Origin of the sequence: Roseinatronobacter sp. NSM (genome assembly GCF_052379845.1) — a bacterium.
Lineage (GTDB): Bacteria > Pseudomonadota > Alphaproteobacteria > Rhodobacterales > Rhodobacteraceae > Roseinatronobacter.
Genome location: NZ_JBQTCF010000003.1, coordinates 108,661 through 129,031, shown reverse-complemented (window position 1 = coordinate 129,031; position 20,371 = coordinate 108,661). Strand labels below are relative to the sequence as shown.

General features: G+C 62.1%; 21 protein-coding genes. 5 read left to right on the top strand and 16 right to left on the bottom strand.

Going from position 1 to position 20,371, the window contains the following annotated elements; translation table 11 throughout:
- Positions 1-4: 4 nt before the first annotated feature.
- Positions 5-994, bottom strand: a complete 990-nt coding sequence (locus tag ACTZWY_RS02850) for a tripartite tricarboxylate transporter substrate binding protein (protein ID WP_444789169.1) — start codon at positions 992-994, stop codon at positions 5-7.
- 142 nt (positions 995-1,136) lie between these two features.
- Between ACTZWY_RS02850 and ACTZWY_RS02845 the strand changes: the two genes are divergently transcribed.
- The gene (locus ACTZWY_RS02845) at positions 1,137-2,168 is read left to right on the top strand and encodes a LacI family DNA-binding transcriptional regulator (protein WP_444789168.1); all 1,032 of its coding nucleotides are present in this window, start codon (positions 1,137-1,139) and stop codon (positions 2,166-2,168) included.
- Here the strand turns inward: ACTZWY_RS02845 and ACTZWY_RS02840 are convergent.
- The 8 genes from ACTZWY_RS02840 to ACTZWY_RS02805 form a co-directional block, all read right to left on the bottom strand.
- Positions 2,163-2,945 carry an SDR family oxidoreductase gene (locus tag ACTZWY_RS02840; protein WP_444789167.1) on the bottom strand — a complete coding sequence of 261 codons (783 nt, stop codon included), beginning with the start codon at positions 2,943-2,945 and terminating at the stop codon, positions 2,163-2,165. The two genes, ACTZWY_RS02845 and ACTZWY_RS02840, sit on opposite strands and share 6 nt — an antisense overlap.
- Before the next feature lie 3 nt (positions 2,946-2,948).
- Positions 2,949-4,226, bottom strand: coding sequence for an L-fuconate dehydratase (locus tag ACTZWY_RS02835; protein WP_444789166.1), 1,278 nt, complete (start codon positions 4,224-4,226; stop codon positions 2,949-2,951).
- Positions 4,223-5,083, bottom strand: a complete 861-nt coding sequence (locus tag ACTZWY_RS02830) for a fumarylacetoacetate hydrolase family protein (protein WP_444789165.1) — start codon at positions 5,081-5,083, stop codon at positions 4,223-4,225. The genes ACTZWY_RS02835 and ACTZWY_RS02830 overlap by 4 nt, the downstream gene beginning before the upstream one ends.
- 91 nt (positions 5,084-5,174) lie before the next feature.
- Complete coding sequence (locus tag ACTZWY_RS02825; protein ID WP_444789164.1) at positions 5,175-6,122, bottom strand: ABC transporter substrate-binding protein; 948 nt, start codon at positions 6,120-6,122, stop codon at positions 5,175-5,177.
- A gap of 55 nt (positions 6,123-6,177) precedes the next feature.
- A complete protein-coding gene (locus ACTZWY_RS02820) occupies positions 6,178-7,194 on the bottom strand; it encodes an ABC transporter permease (RefSeq protein WP_444789163.1) in 1,017 nt (338 codons plus the stop codon).
- On the bottom strand, positions 7,191-8,729 hold the full coding sequence (locus ACTZWY_RS02815; protein ID WP_444789162.1) for a sugar ABC transporter ATP-binding protein: 1,539 nt from the start codon (positions 8,727-8,729) through the stop codon (positions 7,191-7,193). The genes ACTZWY_RS02820 and ACTZWY_RS02815 overlap by 4 nt, the downstream gene beginning before the upstream one ends.
- Positions 8,726-9,589: an amidohydrolase family protein gene (locus ACTZWY_RS02810; RefSeq protein WP_444789161.1), complete on the bottom strand. Its 864-nt coding sequence runs from the start codon at positions 9,587-9,589 to the stop codon at positions 8,726-8,728. The genes ACTZWY_RS02815 and ACTZWY_RS02810 overlap by 4 nt, the downstream gene beginning before the upstream one ends.
- Position 9,590: 1 nt before the next feature.
- Entirely contained in the window at positions 9,591-10,343 is a 753-nt protein-coding gene (locus ACTZWY_RS02805) for an SDR family oxidoreductase (protein WP_444789160.1), read from the bottom strand.
- Positions 10,344-10,504: 161 nt separating this feature from the next.
- Here ACTZWY_RS02805 and ACTZWY_RS02800 point away from each other — a divergent pair, with 161 nt between their 5' ends.
- Positions 10,505-11,305 (top strand): IclR family transcriptional regulator, encoded by an 801-nt coding sequence (locus ACTZWY_RS02800; protein ID WP_444789159.1) that lies wholly within the window; start codon positions 10,505-10,507, stop codon positions 11,303-11,305.
- A gap of 63 nt (positions 11,306-11,368) precedes the next feature.
- Positions 11,369-11,809, top strand: coding sequence for an RbsD/FucU family protein (locus ACTZWY_RS02795; protein WP_444789158.1), 441 nt, complete (start codon positions 11,369-11,371; stop codon positions 11,807-11,809).
- A gap of 36 nt (positions 11,810-11,845) precedes the next feature.
- Here ACTZWY_RS02795 and ACTZWY_RS02790 read toward each other — a convergent pair whose 3' ends face one another.
- The 4 genes from ACTZWY_RS02790 to ACTZWY_RS02775 are packed head-to-tail and all read right to left on the bottom strand — an operon-like array spanning position 11,846 to position 16,185.
- Positions 11,846-13,306, bottom strand: coding sequence for an N-acyl-D-amino-acid deacylase family protein (locus ACTZWY_RS02790; protein ID WP_444789157.1), 1,461 nt, complete (start codon positions 13,304-13,306; stop codon positions 11,846-11,848).
- Positions 13,307-13,349: 43 nt separating this feature from the next.
- Positions 13,350-13,892, bottom strand: coding sequence for a TRAP transporter small permease (locus ACTZWY_RS02785; protein ID WP_444789156.1), 543 nt, complete (start codon positions 13,890-13,892; stop codon positions 13,350-13,352).
- A complete protein-coding gene (locus ACTZWY_RS02780; protein ID WP_444789155.1) occupies positions 13,892-14,872 on the bottom strand; it encodes a TRAP transporter substrate-binding protein in 981 nt (326 codons plus the stop codon). The genes ACTZWY_RS02785 and ACTZWY_RS02780 overlap by 1 nt, the downstream gene beginning before the upstream one ends.
- Positions 14,873-14,901: 29 nt before the next feature.
- Positions 14,902-16,185, bottom strand: a complete 1,284-nt coding sequence (locus ACTZWY_RS02775; RefSeq protein WP_444789154.1) for a TRAP transporter large permease — start codon at positions 16,183-16,185, stop codon at positions 14,902-14,904.
- A 109-nt stretch (positions 16,186-16,294) separates the two neighbouring features.
- Between ACTZWY_RS02775 and ACTZWY_RS02770 the strand changes: the two genes are divergently transcribed.
- The gene (locus ACTZWY_RS02770) at positions 16,295-17,212 is read left to right on the top strand and encodes a LysR family transcriptional regulator (RefSeq protein WP_444789153.1); all 918 of its coding nucleotides are present in this window, start codon (positions 16,295-16,297) and stop codon (positions 17,210-17,212) included.
- Positions 17,213-17,228: 16 nt separating this feature from the next.
- Here the strand turns inward: ACTZWY_RS02770 and ACTZWY_RS02765 are convergent, their stop codons facing one another.
- Positions 17,229-18,371 (bottom strand): alpha-D-ribose 1-methylphosphonate 5-triphosphate diphosphatase, encoded by a 1,143-nt coding sequence (locus tag ACTZWY_RS02765; protein WP_444789152.1) that lies wholly within the window; start codon positions 18,369-18,371, stop codon positions 17,229-17,231.
- 79 nt (positions 18,372-18,450) lie between these two features.
- Here ACTZWY_RS02765 and ACTZWY_RS02760 point away from each other — a divergent pair, with 79 nt between their 5' ends.
- Positions 18,451-19,134, top strand: a complete 684-nt coding sequence (locus tag ACTZWY_RS02760) for a DUF1045 domain-containing protein (protein ID WP_444789151.1) — start codon at positions 18,451-18,453, stop codon at positions 19,132-19,134.
- On the opposite strand, the gene phnN is transcribed toward ACTZWY_RS02760, so the two are convergent.
- Positions 19,109-19,666, bottom strand: coding sequence for a phosphonate metabolism protein/1,5-bisphosphokinase (PRPP-forming) PhnN (gene phnN / locus ACTZWY_RS02755; protein WP_444789150.1), 558 nt, complete (start codon positions 19,664-19,666; stop codon positions 19,109-19,111). The genes ACTZWY_RS02760 and phnN overlap by 26 nt on opposite strands.
- Positions 19,663-20,349: a phosphonate C-P lyase system protein PhnL gene (gene phnL / locus ACTZWY_RS02750; protein WP_444789149.1), complete on the bottom strand. Its 687-nt coding sequence runs from the start codon at positions 20,347-20,349 to the stop codon at positions 19,663-19,665. The genes phnN and phnL overlap by 4 nt, the downstream gene beginning before the upstream one ends.
- Positions 20,350-20,371: the final 22 nt, after the last annotated feature.

The following is a 20,371-nucleotide window of genomic DNA, read 5'->3' as shown; positions in this document are numbered from 1 at the left end:
GCGCTTATTGGGCCAGACCGACGGCCTGAATCGTGGCACCCAGCGCTTCGTCTTGCGCTTGCATATAGGCGGTCAGGTCGTCCCCGCCGGTGAACACCACTTCTGCGCCGCGCGATGCCTTGAAATCCGCCCATTCCTGCGTCTGGGTAATTTCCTGAACCGCTTGTTGATAGGCGCAGGAAATCTCATCAGACATGCCTTCAGGGCCGGAAATGGTGATATAGGCCGCCAGCGTCCAGCCGCTTTCAAGCGCTTCAGCTGTCACAGGCACATCTGGCAGCGCCGCCATGGGCGTGTCATGCATATAGGCCAGCGCGCGCACTTCACCGGAATCGACCAGCGCCTTGCCTTCGGACAGGGCGGGGGTTGCCATATCCACACCGCCGGCAATCAGTTCCTGCAGCGCAGGCGCCGCGCCTTGGGACGGAATCCAGCGAATGCTTTCAGGGTCCATGCCTTCGGCGTTCAGCATACCGGCCAGCGCCAGATGCCAGATACCGCCCAGCGATGTGCCCGACGCGGTCAGGTCACCGGGGTTTTCGCGCGCATGGTCCAGCAAATCGCCAATGGTTTCAAACGGGCTGTCCTTGGACACCAGCACGCTGGCAGGCACGATATCAATCAGCGCCAGCGGGGTGATATTGGTATAGTTCAGGTCGGTCAGACCAACCCAGTGCATGGTGTTGATTTCAACAGTCACCGCCCCCACGGTGTAGCCGTCAGGGTCCGCGTTTGCGATGGCGCTGTGGCCGGTTACGCCATTCCCGCCAGTGCGGTTGACAACATTGAACGGCACACCCCATTTTTGTTCCAGCATGGACGCCAGCATGCGCGAATTGGCATCAGTGCCACCACCGGCACCCCATGGCACAATATAGGTTACAGCGCGGTCCGGCGTCCAGTCGCAGGACTGCGCCAGTGCTGCAGTGCTGGTGGATGCAGCGATTGCCCCCAGAACGCCAAGGCGCAGGACCGTTTTCATCATGGCTTTCATGTAGAATCCTCCTCCGTATATGAGAGCATTGCGCGACGAATCCGCCAACGCCTCCCGAATGAAAGTAAACATGCCGAAAATCCTTTAGTCAATCGATTAAACAGCTAGATATGATATCTTTTCAGCGCTATATTTGGCAATCATGATCAAGCGCGTCACCCTTCGCACTATTGCTGACGATCTGGGAATAACGGTCGCAACTGCGTCGCTGGCCTTGCGTGGGCATCCGCGTATATCGGCGGAAACCACACAGCGCGTTGAACAGGCGGCGGCGCGGCTGGGCTATATCTATAACCGTTCGGCCGCCAATTTGCGCCAGACACGCAGCAACCTTGTTGCGGTTTGCCTTAGTGATTTGTCCAACCCCGTTTTCAACGAATTTCTGGAACATATCGAAGACGAATTGCGCGAACACCAGATGCAGGTCTTTCTGGGGATCGCGCGCGAAGATCCCGCTGTGCAACGCCGATTTCTGCAAACTGCACTGGAACAGGGTGTGGGGGGCATTATTCTGTTGCCGGTCAGGGGCACAACCCGCGCGGACCTGTCGGCAGTATTGCCCGAAGGACGGCCAGACCCGCTGGTTCCCATGGTGGTGGTGTCGCGCGCGCTGGGCGATGTGCCCTTGCCGCAATTTGTCAATGATGACCTGCGCGCCGGGCAGCTTGCGGCCCAATGCCTGATTGACCATGGCCACAGGCGCATTGTCTGGGTCGGGGGCGGGCAGCAGACATCGACAGCGCAAAACCGGCTTCTGGGCGTGCAACAGACACTGGCCAAGGCCGGACTGCCGCTGGCGGAAACGCTGCACGGTCCGACATCGCGGCAGTTTGGCCACCAGATGGCGCGTGCCTTGGCTGCGCGCGATGCGCCGCCGTCCGGGGTGATCTGCTTTAGTGACCTGATCGCCTTTGGCATGATCGCAGGGTGTCAGGAACGGGGCAAGATGCCCGGCAGGGATATATCCATCATCGGCTGTGACGACATGGAAGAAGCGCGCCTGACCTATCCGCCCCTGACCACCATTGCCGTGGACAAGGCGGGGATCGGGCGTCAGGCGGCGCGCTGCCTGCTGTCCCCGCAAAACGGGCAGCAGATTGTCATCCTGCCCCCGCAGCTTGTCTTGCGCGGCACTGTCGGACGGGCGGCGCAACCGGGGCAAGCCCCGTCATAACAGGGTCAAGGCCCGGTCCAGATGGGTATACCCCCCGTCCACGAACACCCATTGCCCGGTGGTGTGGCTGGCGCGCGCCGACAGCAGGAACACGGCAGTATCGGCCATTTCCTGCGGGGTGGTCATCCGCTGCCCCAAGGGAATGGTGCGGGCAATGCTGTCCAGCCGCGCCCTGGGGTCGTCGAATGTCTGCAGCCAACGGTCATACAACGGGGTCATGACTTCGGCGGGAATAAGTGCGTTCACCCTGATCCCGTCCCCCAGCAGCGCCGCCGCCCATTCGCGTGTCAGCGACAACTGCGCCCCCTTGGCCGCGCAATAGGCCGATGTATTCCCCTGCCCTGTCAGCGCGGTTTTGGACGATACATTCAAAATTGCCCCGGTCTGAATGCGCAAATGCGGCAGGCACAGATGCGTCATGGTGTAGTAATGCACCAGGTTGCGGTCCAGCGACGCCCGAAAGGCATCCGGCCCCGCATCCAGCCCGATACTGTCATTGGCGCCGGCATTATTGACCAGCCCGTATATTCCGCCCAGTTCCGCGACCACCTGCGCAACGGCCGCCGCGCATTGGCTGTCATCGGTCAATTCCGTGCGGATGACGCGCGCGCGCGGGCACAGCGCGGTCAGCGCGGCCATGAACGCCGCGTCGGGCGCGCTGCGCGCCACGATGACAGGCACCGCCCCTTCCTGCGCCAGCGCCATGGAAATGGCCGCGCCAATCCCGGACCCGCCGCCCGTGACAATCACAACCTTGTCTGCAAGCCCCAGATCCATGGCCTAGCCCCCCTTATGGCAATAGGTTTCCAGCGATGCGGGCTTCATCTGGATGGAATAGCCGGGCGCTTGCGGGGGCATATAGGCGGCATTGCGAATAATGCAGGGGTCAAGAAAATGCTCATGCAGGTGGTCGACATATTCGACCACGCGCCCCTCATGCGTGGCGGCGATGCACAGATAATCAATCATCGAGATATGCTGCACATATTCGCACAACCCGACCCCGCCCGCATGGGGGCACACTTTCAGCCCGTATTTCGCGGCCATCAGCAACACGGCCAGCACTTCATTCAGGCCGCCCAGACGGCAGGCGTCAATCTGCACCACGTCAATGGCTTCGCGCATGATAAGCTGTTTGAAAACAATGCGGTTCTGGCACATTTCGCCAGTGGCCACCTGCACCGGCGCAATGGCGTTGCGAATGGCGCGGTGCCCTTCCACATCATCTGGGCTGGTCGGTTCTTCAATAAACCACGGCTGGGCGAAGGCCAGTTCCCGCACCCAGTCAATGGCCTGTCCCACTTCCCAGACCTGATTGGCATCAATCATCAGGTTCATGTCAGGCCCGCAAGTGGCGCGCGCAATCGTCAGGCGGCGCTTGTCATCGTCCAGGTCGCGCCCGACCTTCATCTTGATATGGCGAAACCCCGCATCCATGGCCTCGCGGCACAGGCGCGCCAGCTTCGCGTCATCATAGCCCAGCCACCCCGCCGATGTGGTGTAGCACGGATACCCGTTTTCCAGCAGATCAGCGCGGCGCGCCTGTTTCCCTGCCGCTTGCGCGGTCAGAAATTCCAGCGCCCATTCCGGGGTAATGCAATCGGTCAGATACCGGAAATCGATGCAGCGCACCAATTCTTCGGGCGTCATGTCCGCGACCAATGCCCAGACGGGTTTGCCTTCGGTCTTGGCCCATAAATCCCACATGGCATTGACAACCGCGCCCGTGGCCAAATGGATCGCGCCCTTGTCCGGCCCGATCCAGCGCAGCTGGCTGTCACTGGTGATGTGGCGCCAGAAGCGCCCCATATCCGCCGCCACCCACGCAAGGTCCAGCCCCACAACCAGCGGGCGCAGCGCGTCAATGGCCGCCACGCAAATTTCATTCCCGCGCCCGATGGTGAATGTCAGCCCATGGCCCTGATGGGGGCCATCGGTTTCAAGGATGACATAGGCGGCAGAATAATCGGGATCGGGGTTCATGGCATCCGACCCGTCCAGATGCGCGGATGTGGGAAACCGGACATCGACTGTGCGCAATCCGGTAATGCGGGTCATTGGCTGGCCCCGCGCACCCGCTGGGTCTGAACCCCCAGTCCCGCAATGCCAAGGCGCAGCACTTCGCCGCCTTTCAGATAGACAGGGGGGTTCTGGCCCATGCCCACCCCGGGCGGCGTGCCGGTCGAGATGATATCGCCGGGTTGCAGGGACATGAACTGCGAACAATAGGACACCAGATGCGGGATTTTATAGACCATCGTTGCGGACGACCCGTCCTGATAGCGCTTGCCGTCAACCTCCAGCCACATATGCAGGTTGTCGATATCGTCCAGTTCGTCAGGCGTGACCAGCCACGGGCCTGTGGGGCCGAATGTGTCGCAGCCTTTGCCCTTGTCCCATGTGCCCGCCCGGTGCAACTGGAATTCACGTTCGGACACGTCGTTGACCACGCAATAGCCCGCGACATGGTCCAGCGCCTGATCTTGCGAAATATAGCTGCCGCCCTTGCCGATCACGACGCCCAGTTCCACTTCCCAATCTGTATGCGTGGACCCGCGCGGAATCTGGATATCATCATCCGGGCCAATCACCGCGGATGTCCATTTGTTGAAGATCACCGGCTCTGGCGGGATGGCCGCGCCGGTTTCGGCGGCGTGGTCGGCGTAGTTCAGGCCAATGCAGATAAACTTGCCGATTGCGCCCACACAGGCCCCAAGGCGCAGGTCTTTTTGTGGCACACCCGCCACCAGCGGCAGGCTGTCCACATCCAGCGTGGCCAAATGCCGCAGGCTGTCAGGCAACAACGCCTGTCCGGCAATATCGGGGATATGGGCCGACAGGTCGCGCACGCGCCCGTGACCATCCAGCAAACCCGGTTTTTCCTGCCCTGCGGGGCCGTAACGCAGCAATTTCATCGGTCGTCCTGTTGTCTGGCGCCCAAGGCGCATGTCATCAAAGGGCGGGGCGGCCGGGGCCGCCCCTGCCAGTGTCGCACCGCGACAGGCTTCAGTCGTAAAGCACGGCCTGAATCTGGTCTTCGTCCATATTGGTGGCATCATACCAGAAAAAGCCGGTGTCAATAATCTGGGGCAATTCCTCGCCATTCATGGCGGCAAGGGCCGCGCGCACGGTTTCATAGCCGATACCAACGGGGTTTTGCGTGATCGCACCGGCCATAAGCCCGTCGCGGATGGCACCCTGCTGGGCCGAACCGCTGTCATAGCCGATGACAACCAACCCTTCGCGCGCAGCTTCGCGCACGCCGTTGACAATACCAACAGCAGACCCTTCATTGGTGCCGAACATGCCGCCCAGATCGGGGTTGGCGGTCAGGATCGCTTTGGTAATTTCCGTCGATTGCAGGTGATCGCCGCCGCCATACTGGACAGTGACAACTTCAATCCCGGGGTGGGCTTCGCTCAGGCGGTTCAGGAAACCGTCGCGCCGGTCCACACCTGTGGCCGATGTCTGGTCATGCGCGACAACCGCCACCTTGCCCGACCCGCCCAGCAATTCCGCCATTTTGTCTGCCGCCAACGCCGCGGCGGCCACGTTGTCAGTGGTGGCCGTGGTCACCGGAATGTCGCTGGCCACCCCGCTGTCAAAAGCCACGACATGAATGCCTGCATCCTGCGCCTGACGCAGCAGGGGAATGGCCGCCTGACTGTCCAGCGCCGCAAACCCTATGGCGGGCGGGTTATTGGCCAGCGCTGCGGCCAGCATGTCAATCTGGCGGTCAACCTGGGATTCATTGTCCGGCCCTTCAAAAACGATGCGCACCCCGAATTCCTGACCGGCCTGTTCGGCCCCCGCGCGCACGGCTTGCCAGAACTGGTGCTGGAACCCTTTGGAAATAAGCGGGATGGTTGTTTCCTGCGCCAGCGCCATATTGGCCCCCGCGCCCATAAGCCCCAGCGCCATGACCGAAGCCATCAAAGAACGTCTTTTCAGCATGTTAGTCTCCTCCCGGTTTGAAAACTGCCCTGGACAGGTTTGTCCTGCCTGCCTGTTATCCTGTTTTTCTGCGGCGCAGCTGGTCGGCATAGACCGCCAGAATGATGATCATTCCGGTAACGACCGTCTGCCATTCCTGCGCCACAGACATGACGCGCAGCCCATTGGCCAGAACCGCCATGATCAACGCCCCGATCAGACTGCCCAGCACCGTGCCGCGCCCCCCCGACAGCGACGTGCCCCCGATAACCACGGCGGCAATCGCTTCCAGTTCATAGCCCAGCCCCAGCGCGGGCTGTGCCGAATTCAGGCGCGATGCAATCAACAACCCTGCAATGCCGACAATGGCCCCCGACAAGGTATAGATCGCGGTTTTCCACGCGGCCGTATTGACACCCGACAGGCGCACGGCTTCTTCATTGGACCCCAGCGCATAGGTATAGCGCCCCAGAACCGTGCGGTTCAGGATGAAGGCCACCACCAGCGCAACCGCAAACAGGATCAACACGCCATTGGGCAGCGGAAAGGCAGGAAAGACCTGTCCCACAAGTGATCCACGCGAAATCTGGTCAAATCCGGGCGTGTCGTTGAAATAGATGGGCCGCGCACCCGATGTCACAAGGCTAAGCCCCTTGAGCATCAGCATCATGCCAAGGGTTGCGATGAACGGCGGGATCATCAGACGCGCCACAAATGTTCCTGACGCAAACCCGCATAACGCCCCCGTCCCGATGGCGGCAAACACCCCCACCCAAAGCGGCATGCCAAGATTGGTCAACACCACGCCCGTAATAACGGCACAAAAGGTCATCATCGTGCCCACCGACAGGTCAATCCCGCCCGTAATGATAACCAGCGTCACGGCAATCGCCAGGACACCGTTCACACTGGCGGCCTGCAGGATGGCAATCATGTTGGAGCTTTGCATGAAATTGGGTGACGCCAGCGAAAACCCGATCAGCATGATGATCAGGCTGGCGAAGGCCAGCAACCGTTGCGCTGTGGCCGTCGCAAAGAAGCTGACAGGTTCGGCCTGTCCAGCGGGTTGGGCGGGGGTGGTGGCTTCGGTCATACGCGAACCTCTGGTCTTGGCGGGCTATCGGGGCGCGGGGATCGGGCGGTGCGGGTGGCCAGTTCCATGATCTGTTCCTGCGTGGTTTCCCCACCGGGCAAGAAGCCGGTCAGGCGCCCTTCGCACATGACGGCGATGCGGTGACTAAGCCGCAGGATTTCCGGCAATTCCGACGAAATCACGATGATCGCGCGCCCTTCGGCGGCAAGTGCGGCAAGAAGCTTGTAAATCTCGCTTTTGGCACCAACATCGATGCCGCGCGTGGGCTCGTCGAAAATCAGCACATCGCAGTCGCGCAGCAACCATTTGGCGATGACAATCTTTTGCTGGTTGCCCCCGGATAACAGCCGCACTTCCTGCCGGTCGGACGGGGTGCGGATGTCCAGCGCGCGAATCTGCTCTGACGCCGTGCGCGCCAGTGCCGCGTCATCCAGCACGCCCCCCGCGCGGGTGAACTGGTGCAGGCTGGTCAGGCTTATGTTGTCGCGCACCGACATGGGCAGGGCCAGCCCGAAATGCTTGCGATCCTCGGACAGGTAGCCAATGCCCGCGCGCACTGCATCGGCGGGGGTGCGAATGGCCACTGCCGCGCCATGAACAAGGATCTGCCCGCCGTCGCGGGGGTCGGCACCGAAGATGGCGCGCGCAACTTCGGTGCGCCCTGCCCCCATAAGCCCCGCAAAACCCAAAATCTCACCCTTGCGCAGCGAAAAGCTGACATCGCGGATGTCGCGGCCACGGCGCAGGTTGCGCACTTCCAGCGCGATGGGCGCAGCGCTCAGGTCGGGAATGCGGGCGGTATCCTGCCCCAGATCGCGCCCCACCATCATGGCAATGATTTCGTCCAGCGTGGTGTCGGCGGTGCTGCGCGTCCCAATGGTCTGGCCATCGCGCATGACAGTAATGCGGTCTGAAATGCGGCGGATTTCGTCCATCTTGTGGCTGATATAGATAATGCCCGTCCCGCTGGCGCGCAGCTTGGCGATGATGCGAAACAACTCGTCAATCTCGCGGTCGTTCAGGGCGGCGGTGGGTTCATCCATCACCAAAACGCGGGTTCTGAAACTCAGCGCCTTGGCGATTTCCACCATCTGCTGTTTGGCAATGCTCAGGCGGTGGACAGGGGTTTCGGGGTCAATCGGCACGTTCATCGCGTCAAACAGCGCGCGCGCCTGCCGGACCATCTGCGCATCATCAACCATGATGCCCAGCACGCGCGGCTCCCGCCCGATGAAGATGTTTTGCGCCACGCTCAGGTCATTCATCAGGCTAAGTTCCTGATGAATGATGCCAATGCCTGCATCCTGCGCGGCCTTGGGGCTGGCGAAGGACACGTCCTGCCCGTCCAGCGTGACCGTGCCCCCGTCGCGGTGATACACCCCTGACAGGATTTTCATCAAGGTGGATTTGCCCGCCCCGTTTTCCCCCATCAGGGCATGCACTTCGCCCGCCATCAGGTCAAAACGCACATCGCGCAGCGCGTGCACCCCCGGAAAACGCTTGTCGATATGGCGCATGTCAATCAGGGGGGTCATGGCTGCACCCCGTAAAACCGCGCCGCATTCTGCCCAGTGATCTGCGCGCACTCCCACTTTGGCAGCTGCGCCAGCCATTGGGCACACAGCGCATGCCACCCCGCATAACTGCCCGCAAGGCGCAGCACCGGCCAGTCAGACCCCCATATCAGGCGCGCAGGCCCGAACCAGTCCAGCAAATCATCCATCACTGGAAACAGGATATCGCGCGCCTGCGGCAGGTCGGCGGGGGCCAGTTCGGTCAACAGGCCCGACAGCTTGCAACAGGCCCCCGTATCGCGCGCAAGGCGCATCATACCGTCGCGCCACAGCCCATGACGCGGATCATCGCGGCGGGCCGACAGGGCGGGTTTGGCGGCATGGTCAATCACCACCGGCAGGTCAGGATGACGCGTGCAAAACCGCAACAGCGTGTCCAGATGCTGCGGCAACACAAGCGCATCAAAGCGCAGGTCATTGTCCTGCATGGCCTGCACCCAACCGCCATAGGGGGCGGTCAGCAACCAGTCATCGGGCGAAATATCTTGCAGCATGGGGCGTATGCCGCGCAGCACGGGGTCAGCGGCCAGCGCGCGCAAGGTCGCGCCAATATCCGGCTGTGTCAAATCCGCCCAACCGACAATGCCGGCAATCCGTGCGTTCCCGCGCGCCTGTTCCAGCAGCCAGCGCGTTTCGGCCTGCGTCGGGGCGGCCTGCACCACAATGGCGCGCGCAATCTGCGCCTGATCCAGCCGCGTGGTCAGGTCCTGCACCCCGAAATCCTGCGCGATGGGGCCAAAGGCCGGGTTGCTGCGGTCCAGCCACCCGTAGTCACCGCGCTCCAGCGCCCAGATATGGCAATGTGCATCCAGCGCCCACATTCTAGATTGTCACCCCCCCATCCACCAACACCGCCTGCCCGGTCATGAAGCGGCTTTCGTCAGACAGAAGATAAACGATCATCGGCACCAGATCGTCCACATTGCCCAGCCGCCCCATGGGCTGGCGGGCAATGAAATCGCGCCTTGCCTGCGCGGGATCGGCGGCTTGCGCAATGCGCCCGCGCAAGGACGGGGTTTCAATAGTGCCGGGGCACAATGCATTGCACCGCACCCCCTGCTGCACAAAATCCGCGGCAATGGCCTTGGTCAGGCCAATCACAGCCGCCTTCGTGGCCCCATAAGCGGCGCGGTTCGGGAACCCTTTGACCGAAGACGCCATCGACGCCATGTTCAAAATGGCCGCCGTGCCCCCGGTTTGCGCCTGCCGCAACAGGCCCGGCAGGAAGGCGCGGCACATGCGCACCATCGATGTGACATTGACATCCACACTGCGCGCCCAATCGTCATCGGACAGGTCCAGAATACTGCCCTGATGGACCATGCCCGCGCAATTGAACAAACCATCCAGATCAGGCAATTGCCCCTGCAGCGCCGCAATGGCCTGCGGGTTGCAGACATCCAGTTCGCGCGACAGCACTTGGCCCGCACCACATGGGCCGGCATAATCCAGCAAGCTGGCGTTGATATCCGTTGCAATCACCTGCGCGCCCTGCATGGCAAGGCCCATGGCCGCAGCACGGCCAATGCCCTGCCCAGCCGCTGTCACAAGGACAGTTTTCCCTGTCAGTCGCATAATCCCCCCAAGAAAACCTGACAACCTTCACCCCCTCCCGGGTTGGTTGTAAGTTTATATTTGGATAGCTTATTCATATTTGATAAGCTTGCAAGCATAATGTTCTGGTGCCACTTTCGCCCGCGCTGCGGGCGGACGGCCCCCGTCAAAGGGACATCTGGATGAACAAACCTGTGGAAACGACTGGAAAAGCAGCGGGCCAATCAAGCGGGGATGAAACACGCTATCGCGCACCCGCGCTGGACAAGGGGCTGGATATACTCGAGCTTCTGGCCAACGAACCCGGCGGCCTGACGCGCAGCGAGATTGTGCGCGCCATGAACCGCAGCCCCAGCGAAATATACCGCATGATCGAACGGCTGGTGGCGCGCGCCTATATCTGCCGTTCGGCAGAAGGGGACCGATACGCGCTGACGATGAAGCTGTTTCTTCTGGGCGCGGCCCACCCGCCCCTGCGCCGTCTGGTGTCACAGGCCCAACCGCTGATGAACGACTTTGCCCGCCGCACCATCCAATCGGTGCATCTGGTCCTGCAAGAAGGGCCCTGCGCGGCTGTGGTGGCACAGGCCAGCCACCGCGCAAACTGGGAATTCCGCCTGCAGGTGGGGGCGCAACTGGACATGCTGTCAACTGGGTCCGGCCAGACATTGCTTGCCTTTCAGGATGACAGCGCCCGCGCGCGCATTCTGCAGGCAATCCAGACCGTGCCCCAGGGCATCGACGCCGCCCGCCGCGCAATGCTGGACAAGGTGCGCAAGGCCGGCTATCGCATGGAACCCAGCCAGCAACTGGTGGGCGTGACTGATATTTCGGTTCCCATTTTCGGGATGGATGGCAATGCCATCGCGGTGCTGACCTGCCCCTATATTCAGCGGCTGGACACGCATCCTGCATCCGATGTCAGCGTATCCGATGCGCTGGAGGTCCTGCGCGATACCGCAAATCAGATTGCCTTGCACTGAAGGGCGGTGGACGCCGGGAAACACCCGCCCAAGGACGGGACGGGCAAGGAGGAGGAGGGAAACATGCTGCTTGGACTGGACGGACGACTGACGCCGGAACTGTTGTATGCGCTTGCATCAATGGGGCATGGCGACTGCGCAACAATCGTCGATGCGAACTATCCGGCGGTGACGGGTGCCAGACACAGTGTCTGGGGGCGGGTCGTGGATTTTGGCGGCACCTCGACACAGGCCCTTCAGGCCATTCTCAGCGTGCTGCCGCTGGACGATTTCGACCCCCAAACCCCGCCCGCGCGCGCCATGCAAATGGTGGACACCCCCGACACACTGCCCGAAGCCGTGCGCGACGCCGTGCCGCTGATCCGGGCAGCCGGTCAGGATATTGCCATGCTTGATCGGTTTGCATTCTATGCGGCGGCGCAGACATCCTTTGTCATCATCCGCACCACCGAACGCCGTTTCTATGGCAATTTCATCCTGCGCAAGGGCGTTGTGTCCAGCTGACCGGAACCGCACCAAACGGCATGGGGCCTGCAAACGTCAGGCCCTGACCCCGTCATTGCGATCCAGCGTCTTGCCCGGCCTTGCGCCCGTGGGCGCAGTGTCGCGCCATACGCAGCGGCCATTCACCCAGGTCTGGTGCAGCCCGATTGCGGGGCGCTTGGGGTCTTCATAGCTGGCGCCCGCAGCAATGCGCGCGGCGTCAAATACCACCAGATCGGCAAAATGCCCAACTGCCAGCCGCCCGCGCCCTGTCAGCCCGAACCGCTCTGCGGGCATGGATGTCATGCGCTTGACCGCTTCTTCAAGGGTGAACACGGCCTCATCGCGGGCGTAATGGCCCAGCACGCGCGGAAAGGTGCCCCAGACGCGCGGATGCGGGTGTTTGCCCCGCCCGATCCCGTCGGAACAAATGATCGTATGCGGGTATTGCAAAATGCGCCGCACATCGGTTTCCGCCATCAGAAAGAAAATACCCGTTGCAGGCAGCAGCCGTTCCATGGCGGCATCCAGATCAACGCCCCAGTCGCGCGCAATATCGGCCAGATCGCGGCCCGCCATGTCAGGATAGGGCACGGAATCGGCCACCATCACGCGTTGCGCCTGTTTGTGCCGCCCGGAATTGAGCATGGTGGAAGATGCTGTCCAGGGCGTTGTGTCCAACCCCACATCCTGATGGGCGCGCGCCGCGTCAATCATGGACAGCGTAACTTCAGACAGGCCATGATTGGCCAGCCCTGCGCATTTGTGATGCGACACATGCACCCCGCAACAGGCTGCGCGCCCGATTTGCAGCGTCTCGTCCAGCGCCTCGATGACGCGGTCGCCCTCGTCGCGCATATGGGTGACATACAGCTTGCCATGCGCCTGCGCGATGCGGGCCATTTCAATCAGTTCAGCCGTAGGGGCCGCGCGCGCGGGCGGGTAGAAGGTGCCCGTGGACAGCCCGATCCCCCCATCAGCCAGCGCCGCATCCAATGATGCCGCCATGGCGCGCAATTCGGCCTTGTCGGCGGGGCGGTTCAGATCAGCGCATTCGTTGACGCGCAAGGTGCCATGGCCGATCAGACAGGCCGTGTTCACTGCAGGCGGTTCGGCGTCCAGCTGCGCGCGATACTGCGCAAAACTGCCAAAGCGGGGCACATCCGGCGACAGGATCATGTCCAGCGGGGCAGGCAACACCACATCCGCACGCAAGGGCGCAATGGAAAACCCGCAATTGCCGTTGATGATGGTTGTTACCCCCTGCCCCACCATGCAGGCCATGTCGGGGTCAGTCAGCACGATTTCATCATGATGCACATGCGGGTCAATGAACCCCGGTGCCAGCACCAGCCCGGTGCAGTCATGTTCCACACCCGCGCTGTGCGGTGCCAGTTGGCCCATGGCCGTGATCCGGTCATCAGTGATGGCCAGATCCCCTTGCCATGACGGGCCACCAGTGCCGTCAATAATCGTTGCATTCCGGAAAATTACATCCGCTTTCATGGGCGCTTTCATGGGAAGTCCTGACATGTGGAAGGTCAAAAAGCGCAAGGCCTGCTTACGCGATATCCTGTTGGGGGGGCGCTGTTTCGGGCGCTGCGCGTTCAAACGGGCGGGCCAGCAGATGGACCAGAATGAACACCACCATCAACGGCACCGCCACCGCGACCAGAAGCGTGGGCAAGCCCAGCGTTTCAGCCGTCATGCGCGAATGACGCACCAGAAAACTGCGTTCGGGGTTCATATTGGGGCCAAAGAAGCTGAACCACAGGATCGGCAACAGGTAAATCAGCACCGCCAGCCCCTGAATGGCCCCTGTGAGCGCCGACACCCATGCAGGGCGGTCGGGGTTGGCAGCCCCGATCAGGGCAGGATCGAAGCGGCGCTTGAATGACAGCGTTGCCCCCATCAACCCTGCCCAGATCATGGCGTAGCGGGCCAGTTCTTCGGTCCATGCGGGCGGCGAGTTCAGCACATACCGCGCAACAACCTGCGTCATGACTGCCCCCACCAGCACCACAAGGAACATCATCGACAAGGCACTGGCCAGACGGTCAATGCCACGGCTAAGCGCAACGACTATCCGTCCGGCCAACTGCATCAGTTCCGCACCATGTCCAGCGCGTCCAGATAGGCCGCCAGATGGTCGGCTTCCATCACGTCATCCCATGTGGGGCGTGTGGCCGCGACCATCTTTTCACGCTCGCCTTCGTCCAGTTCGGAAATGGTGACACCGGCTTCAATGTGGCGTTCTGTAACGATGCTGCTCCAATCCTCGATCCAGGCGCGGTTGGCGGCAATGCCTGCCTCAATGGCCGCATCGATCTGGGTTTTTTCTTCGTCCGACAGCATGTCATACCAGTCTTCGGACATCAGCACGATGCGGGTAGAGGGCGTGACCGCGATTTGCGTGAAATGGCGCAGGAATTCGGTGTGGCCGGTGCGGATGGCGGAATTGGGCGGGTTGATATAGCCGTCTGCAATGCCGGTCTGGATGGCGTTTGCAACTTCCGCCCAGGCCACAATCGTGCCCGATGCGCCAAGCGCTTCGATATAGGCCAGTTGTTCGGCATTCAGCGCGCGCAGGCGCAGCGATGACAGGTCTTCCATCTTGGTGACAGCATGGCTGCGGTTATGAATTCCGTTGGGCATGCCGATATAGGTGAACCCCACCAGACGCACGCCATTGCGCACCAGCGGTTCATTCATCTGCTCCAGCAGGTCCGATTGCGCAATCACAGCGTCGAATTCGTCGCCATCTTCAAACATGAACGGCAGCGCCACGCCGCGGACCATGGGGCTCATGCCATAGGTGGTGGAGACGGTCGCCAGGTTGATTTCCAGAAGCCCCTGGGCCACCTGGTCAAAACGCTCGCGTTCGCTGCCCAGCGTGTCGGACGGGAAGATGTTGACATCAAACCCCGTGCCTTCCAGCGCTTCGGAAAACCCTGCGGCAAATGCGGCTTCGGCATTGGTGGCAGGATCATTCACGCCGTTCATGGCAATCTTGACCTCGGTTGCCGAAAGCGATGTTGTCGCCAGCAGGAAGCTCAGGCCAGTGGCCAGAAGTGTCTTTGTCATGTCTCAGTCCTCTTTGGTTGTGAAACGGATCAGCGCAGCCCAAGTGCCTTGGGCAACGCCAGCGAGATTTCGGGAACAAATGTCAGCACGATCAGCACGCATAATTCGACCAGAAAGAACGGCAGCGTCACGCGGATCAGGCGCCAGTAATCCATCTTCACCACCGTGGCCAGGATCAGCAGCACGCCCCCCAGCGGCGGCGACAGCAACCCGATGGTGATGTTGAAACAGATCACAATGCCCAGATGCACAGGGTCAATCCCCATGGCCAGCGCAACGGGCACGAAGATAGGCGCAAACAGCGCCACCGCCGCCTTCACATCCATGACCATACCGGCCAGCAGGAAGATGACGTTGATCAGCATCAGGTATTGCAGCGGCCCAAGGCCCCAGCCGTCAATCGTGGCCGCAATGGCCTGCGGCCATTGCATCAGCGCCGCCAGATAGCTGAAGGTCGAAATCGCACATAGAATGATGAACAACGCCCCCAGCAAAACGCCCGTGCGGTGCAGGCTTTCGCCCACTTCGCGCCAGCCCAACTGGCCATAGCCAATGCCGATCAGCAGCGCGGCCATGACGGCCACGCCCGCAGCCTCGGCCGGGGTCATGATGCCAAACAGCGTGCCCCCCAGGATGATAACGGGCAGCAACAGCGCCGGAAGTGCCTTCAGGGCGGATGGCAGCACCGCAGGCAATTCCGCATCGCGCCCGCCGGGGTGGTCGTCGCGCCATGCGTAAAACGCGTTCATGGCCATCAGCACCCCCGCCAGCAACAACCCCGGCACAATGCCCGCTGCAAACAACGCGGCGATGGACGTATCCATCAGCGCGCCATAGAAAATAAGGATCGAACTGGGCGGAATGATCGGCCCGATGATGGACGACGCGCCCGTGATCGCGGCCGCATAATCGCGCGAATAGCCGCGCTTTTCCATTTCCGGCACCAGTGAATTGCCCAAGGCCGCCGCGTCCGACACAGCAGACCCCGACACGCCCGCAAAGAACACACTTGTCAGAATGTTGACATGCCCCAAGCCCCCCTTCAGGCGGCCCACCAGCGACATGGAAAAATCGATCAGCGCCTTGGCCAGCCCGCCCCGATTCATCAGATCGCCCGCCAGAATGAACAGCGGCATCGCCAGAAAGGCGAACACATCAAGCTGGCTGAACAGGCGTTGCGGCAGGACAGCCATGTAGCGGGTATTGTCGGACACAATGAAGGTCAGGATCGCCGCCGCACCCACCGCATAAGCGATGGCCGCGCCCGCGATTACGGCAATGAACAGAAAACCCAGAACAACACTTGCTTGCATAGAATGGCATCCGGCTTCTGTTACACTTGTGAAGCAGTATTGCGGGCAATCCTCTCAAATAAAATGAAAAGTTTTTGCTATATGCATAGCAATAAGCTATGGGCGGCGTATGGATCATCGCGCAATAACCCTGCAACGGATGCAAGTATTCTGTGCTGTGTATGAGCATGGCTCCTTCAGCGCTGCTGCCCGCGCGCTAAGTATTTCACAACCCACTGTCAGCAAACACCTGCGTGACCTGGAACGCGCCCTGGGCCTCAGCCTGTTCACACTGGACCAGGGGCGCATCACGCCCAGCGCGGAAGCAGGCTGGCTGTATCATCAAAGCAAGTTCCTAAGCGAAGGCGTGCGCGAACTGTCAAAGCGGATCGACAAGTATCGCATGGGGGCCGAACGGCAATTGTCGGTCGGGTGTGTGGGGATGCTGACAAGAAGCCACCTGCCACAGGCCGTAAGCCACCTGATGCGGCAGATGCCCGACCTTGAGCTGAACCTGTGGATGCAGACCGCTGTTGAACAGCTTTCGGCCATTCGCGCAGGCCAGATCGATCTAGGGTTCTGCGTGGGTATGGTGGATTGCGCCGAACTGCATGCCACCCGCATCGGGCGGGGCAAGCTGGTCATGATGACCCCGGACGAGGCCGCGCCGCCCGACATGATGCATGTTACCCCCGACAATATTGCCCAGTTCGGCGCGGCCATCGATGTGCCCTTTGACCGTCCCTTGGGTAAGCTGTTCCATAGCTGGCTGGACAACAGGGGGCTGCACGACAGCGGGGGGCGGATCGTTGCCTATTCGCTTCAGGTTATGGTGCCGCTGGCGCAGCACTTGCGCCGGACAGTCGTGATTGACAGCTTTTCGGCCAGCGCTGTAAGCGACGCTACCATGCGCCTGATCCCGCTGAACCCCGAAGTGTCATTTGACGTGCTGGCCATTTCCGCGCGCCCGCTTGGCCAGATCGAACCGGCACGCCTGCTGGCCCGGACCATGCAGGGCTTGTTGCAGCCACCAGCCGCCCCGCGCTGATGCGACGCGCGCGCCGTTAGCCCACGCGCGCGCCCCGCACCCAGACCGCCTGCAGCATGGGCACCGATCCGGGCAGTGCCACGCGGATCAGGTCCGCGCGCAACCCTTCGCGGATTTGCCCCCGATCTGTCAGGCCCGCAGCGCGCGCCGGGGCATGCGTGACCGCCCCGAACCCCAATGCCATGTTGCCCAGCCGTTGCCCCAACTGCACAGCGCCTTGCAACAGCGCCGCAGGCACATAATCCGATGACAAAATGTCCAGCCGTCCGGAAGCGGCCAGATCAGCCGCGGCCACATTCCCCGAATGCGACCCGCCCCGTATCAGGTTCGGCGCCCCCATCATCACGGCAATTCCGTGGGCATGGCAGGCATGCGCCGCCGCCAGCGTTGTGGGAAATTCCGCCAGCCTGACCCCGTGGCGCGCCGATATGGCCACCTGCTGGTCGGTTGTGTCGTCATGGCTGGCCAGCGTTGCGCCAAACCGCTGCGCCGCCGCCACCACGGCGGCTTCATGGGGGCTGCGGACCTGCGCGCCCAGGGCCTGCTGACGCGCAACATGCGCGTCGAAATCATCATCGCTCATGCCATGTTTACCGCGCATATAGACGCGCAATTGCGCAAGGTCGGCAAACTGGCGCTGGCCGGGCGTATGGTCCATCAGGCTGACAATGCCGATACGGTCATCAGGCCCGAATTCGTCCAGTTCATCCAGCAATGTCTGGGAACATATCTCGGCGCGCAGATGCAGGAAATGGCTGATCTTCAGCGCACCCAGCGCCCGCATTTCCAGAATTTCCGACGCCAGCGCGCGCGCATAGCGTCCCCGCCCCTTGATGGTGGTGTCCACCAACGACCCCACGCGCAGCGCGTCATAGACTGTCGTTATCCCCGTGCCCGCCAATTCGCGGTCATGCGCGATGACAGCCGCCGCATGGGGCCAGTCCACACCGGGGCGCGGGGCCAGATGGCGTTCCAGATTGTCTGTGTGCAGTTCAATCAGCCCCGGCGCAATCAAATCGCCCGCGCAATCCACAGCGCCGCGGGGAACGGCGGTGCCCGCCTCAATGGCGGCAATCACGCCATCCCGAATGACAACGGCACCGTGCCGAACTTCGGACGGCAACACAAGGCGGGCATTGGCGAGAACAAGCTCTGTCATATCATTGGTCCTTGGGGTATCCGTCACATCGCTGTCACAGCGATATGCCAGTCAGTGAAAAACGCTGAAGGAGGGTTCCATGACGGGCGATTTCACCCGCTTTGCTGTTTATTACGCGCCACCACCGGGCAGCGAGCTGGCGCGCGCCGGTGCCGGGTGGCTGGGATGGGACGCTGACGCCGGTCAGGCAGTCGCGCATCCCGATCTGGGGCTGGATCTGGCCCAACTGACCGCGACGCCGCGCAAATACGGGCTGCATGGCACGCTGAAAGCGCCCATGCGCCTGTCTTGCCCGGTGGCCAGCTTTCTGGACGGCGTCGAGACAGTGGCGCAAACCCTCGCCCCGGTCGAACTGGGCCGCCTGACGCTGCGCGCGCTGGACGGGTTTGTGGCCATCATGCCCCAGCCCCCCCAGCCACCGGCCCTCAGTGATGCCGCCGCACGCATCGTGCAGGACCTTGACCCGTTCCGCGCGCCCCTGTCGGCGCAGGACCTGGCCCGCCGCCGCGCAACCCCCTTGTCGGCGCGACAGGAAACCTTGTTGCAAGACTGGGGCTATCCCTATGTCATGGACGAATTCCGCTTCCACATCACCCTCAGCGGCAGGGTATCGCCCGCCACCATGCCCGATGTGTTGCGCGCGGCGCATGCTTGGTTCGGCCCCGCGCTTGATGCGGCGCATGTCATGACCGATCTGGCCGTCTTCGCGCAGGATATGGCGGGACGCTTCCATCTGATCAGGCGCTTTGCGTTGCGCGGCTGATGGCGTCAAGCATCTGCGCTACAGCCGCCTCCACAGTGCTGTCATTCACAATGACCTGCGCGGTGTCCGGTGCTGCCAGATCGGCGCGCTTCAGGCGTTGGGCAATCTGGACCGCAGTTTCGCGGCCCCGCGCATGCAGGCGTTGGGCCAGCACTGCAGGCGGGGCAGTCACCATCAGGACCACAAGCTGCGGATAGTCCCGCGCAATCGTACACAGCGCCTTGCGCGATCCGTTGAACACCACCACGCGCCCCTGTGCAAGCTGCGCATCAATGCTGGCAGGAATGGCATAGCGCACGCCATGCGCCCCCCAGAAAAAGGCAAACTTCCCCCCCGCCAGATGTGCGTCAAACTGCGCATCAGACACAGCGCAATGATCCTCACCGCCCGCATCAGCGCCCCGCGTGATAATGCGCTGCACAATGGCGAAATCCGGGCGCGCCTGTCCCAGTGCGGCAATCAGCGTATCCTTGCCAACCCCCGAGGGGCCAACAACCGCCACCAGACTGCCCCGCCCCTGATGCACACTCACGCCGCAACCCTGCCGGGCACAAAGGCCCCCATATCCACCTCGCGGTCGCACACCGCGTCGCGCGCGCCCGTATCATGGAAAATGCCCAAAATCGCCGCGCCGCGCGCCTTGGCTTCCAGAATCAAATCCAGCACAACACCCCGGTTGGCCGCATCAAGGCTGGCCGTGGGTTCATCCAGCAACATCACCGGCCAGTCCTGAATGAAGCCGCGCGCAATATTGACGCGCTGCTGCTCGCCCCCCGAAAACGTGGTGGGTGAAATCGACCACAGGCGCTGCGGGATGTTCAGCCGCGCCAGCAAACCGCGCGCACGCATCAGCGCCACATCCTCCTCAACCCCCTGCGCCAGCAACGGCTCGGCCACAATCTGCAGCGCCGGCACACGCGGGATCACGCGCAGGAACTGGCTGACATACCCCAATGTGCCGCGCCGCAACGCCAGAATGTCGCGCGCCTGCGCGCCGCATAACTCCAGCCCCGCAACCCGGATCGACCCTTCATCGCAACGATAATTGCCCCAGATCATCCGCATCAGGGTCGACTTGCCCGCCCCGGAAGCCCCTGTCAGCGCCACACATTCGCCCGGCCCCACCTGCAAGGACGCCCCCGCCATGACCGGCAACACCACCCCACCCTGATTGTGCAGCACAAAACGCTTGCCAACCCCTGAAATCTCGATCATGCCCTCACCCTTCATCTTGTCA